Genomic DNA, 2,645 nt, shown 5'->3' on the forward strand with positions numbered 1-2,645 from the left:
GGTAGGTCGCGCGGGTGACCACACGTCCCCGGGCCGTCCGCACCAGAAAGCCTTTCTGGATCAGGAAGGGCTCGATGACGTCCTCGAGCGTGCCGCGCTCCTCGCCAATGGCGGCCGCGAGACTGTCGATTCCAACGGGACCGCCATCGAAGCGCTCGATGATGGTGGTGAGAAACTTACGATCGAGGGTATCGAAGCCCAACGGATCGACCTTCAACAAGTCGAGCGCGGCATCGGCGATCCGCGCATCGATCCGCCCATCGCCCTTGACCTGCGCGTAGTCGCGAACCCGACGCAACAGCCGATTGGTGATCCTGGGCGTACCGCGCGAGCGCTGCGCGATCCGTCGGCTGCCGCCCTCGTCGATGGCAACATCGAGTATCGCCGCGGAGCGCTTCACGATGCGCTCGAGGTCCTCCACCTCGTAGAACTCGAGGCGTTGCACGATTCCGAACCGATCGCGCAGCGGCGAGGTCAGCAGGCCTGCCCGCGTCGTCGCCCCGACGAGCGTGAACGGCGGCAGGTTGACCTTGATCGAGCGTGCCGCGGGGCCTTCGCCGATCATGATATCGAGCTGATAGTCCTCCATGGCCGGATAGAGCACCTCCTCCACCATGGGTGAGAGGCGATGGATCTCATCGACGAACAAGACATCCCGCGGCTGCAGGTTGGTCAGTAGAGCCGCGATGTCCCCCGGTCTCTCGAGCACCGGCCCGGACGTCTGTCGCAAGCTGACACCCAGCTCGGCGGCCAGGATGTTGGCCAAGGTCGTTTTTCCCAGCCCGGGAGGGCCGAAAATGAGCACGTGGTCCAGAGCCTCGCCCCGCTGGCGCGCCGCGGTGATGAAAATTTCGAGCTGTGCTTTCACCGCGGGCTGGCCGATGTATTCCTCCAGCCGTCCCGGTCGAATGGCACGCTCGACCGCCTCGTCTTCACCGCCGGCCGCACCACTGATGATTCGTTGCGCTTCCAAGTCTCGAGATCCTGCCGTTCATCCCACCCGGGTGGCCCCTTGCAGGGCGCGCCGGATGAGCTCTTCGGTCGTGTGTGTACCGGTCCCGACCGCTTTGAGCAACCGAGTCGCCTCAGCCGGCTTGTAGCCCAGGGCCACCAGCGCCCCGTAGGCTTCCGATTCCGGGCTGGCGACGGCTGGAATGGGGACGGCCCCCGTCAGGGTCGGCGCTTCGGGATCTTTCAGGCGATCCCGCATTTCCACCACCAGCCGCTCGGCGGTCTTGCGCCCGATTCCAGGCACCCGCGTGAGGGCCGTGATGTCCTCGTTCAGCACGCATTGCGAGAACGCCTCCACGCTGATGCCCGACAACAGCGCCAGGGCAATCTTGGGTCCAACGCCGGAGACCTTGATCAAACTCCGAAACAAACGCCGCTCGCTCTCCGTCCCGAACCCGTAGAGCACGTGCGCGTCCTCACGAACCACGAGATGGGTCAGCAGACGGACTTCCTCCCCAACCGGAGGCAGATGAAAAAACGTCGACATCGGCGCCTCGAGCTCATAGCCGAGGCCCCCCACATCCACCATGAGTTGCGGAGGCGTTTTGGAGGCGATCCGACCTCGGACAGAGCCGATCATTCGCGCGGCGCCTTCAGTACGGCCGGGCGTACTCCGGCGGCTCGTACGAGCATGTGCGCCCGACGAGAGTGTGCGTGGCACACCGCTACCGCCAACGCGTCCGAAGCATCCGGACCAATATGGCCCTGCAGGCTCAGCAATGTCGTAATCATGTGAGTGACCTGGCTCTTCTCCGCCGCTCCCGAGCCCACCAACGCACGCTTGATGGCTCGCGGGGCGTATTCAAACACCGGCAAGCCCCGCGGGACGGCGCAGAGTGCCGCTCCGCGCGCCTGTCCCAGCTTCAGCGCGCTTTCGACGTTCCGATTCACGAAGACCCGCTCGACCGCGACTTCCGCCGGCCTGTGCTCCTCGATCAGCGCTTGCAGGCCATCGAAGATGAGGCGCAAGCGCTCTGCCATCACCGCGCCAGCCACATTGAAACAGCCGTGCGCGACGTGGACGTAGTCGCTCCCACGACATTCAATGACGCCAAACCCAGTACGTCGAGAGCCCGGATCGACGCCGAGCACGCGCACTCTCGCGTTAGACTCCGCGACAGTGATGGAGACGGTCGTCGAGCCGTCCTCCCCTGATCTACCGACGCCCGCACGACCTCCCGGCGTAGCGACGCTCGGATCAAATCCGCGCCAGGACTTCGTCCGATATCTCGGCATTGGAGTAAACGTCCCGCACGTCATCGAGGTCTTCGAGCGCTTCCAGGAGCTGCACCATCAATTCGCCAGCCGGGTCCGACAAGGGCGTGGCGAGCGAGGCACGCTCGGTTACCTCCGCCGTCGCGGGGACGAAACCCCGCTCCATCAGGATCGCCCGCACGGTCTCGAATTCGACGGGATCGGCGAGCACCTCGATCGAAGTATCCGCGTTGGAGACCACGTCCTCCGCGCCAGCTTCCAAGGCGACCTGCATCAGGCCGCTCTCATCGGTGCCGGGTGGAAACGTCATGAGCCCAACCTTGTGGAACAGGTAGCTCACCGAGTTCTGTGCGCCAATATTGCCGCCATACTTCGTGAACGTCTCGCGCACCTGTGAGCCCGTGCGATTGCGATCGTCC

4 protein-coding genes are annotated in these 2,645 nt (G+C 64.7%); all 4 read right to left on the reverse strand.

The genetic code is table 11. The features are described 5' to 3' along the window. Positions 1-973 (reverse strand): Holliday junction branch migration DNA helicase RuvB (gene ruvB / locus VFC51_17545; protein HZT08831.1); only part of this gene is annotated, 973 nt, incomplete at its 3' end. Positions 974-991: 18 nt separating this feature from the next. Continuing rightward, positions 992-1,591: a Holliday junction branch migration protein RuvA gene (ruvA, locus tag VFC51_17550; protein ID HZT08832.1), complete on the reverse strand. Its 600-nt coding sequence runs from the start codon at positions 1,589-1,591 to the stop codon at positions 992-994. Continuing rightward, positions 1,588-2,271 carry a crossover junction endodeoxyribonuclease RuvC gene (ruvC, locus tag VFC51_17555; protein HZT08833.1) on the reverse strand — a complete coding sequence of 228 codons (684 nt, stop codon included), beginning with the start codon at positions 2,269-2,271 and terminating at the stop codon, positions 1,588-1,590. The genes ruvA and ruvC overlap by 4 nt, the downstream gene beginning before the upstream one ends. Next, on the reverse strand, positions 2,210-2,645 hold a 436-nt coding region (locus VFC51_17560; GenBank protein HZT08834.1), incomplete at its 5' end, for a YebC/PmpR family DNA-binding transcriptional regulator. The genes VFC51_17560 and ruvC, both read right to left, overlap by 62 nt.

The organism is Chloroflexota bacterium, assembly GCA_035652535.1.
Taxonomy (GTDB): Bacteria; Chloroflexota; UBA6077; order UBA6077; family SHYK01; genus DASRDP01.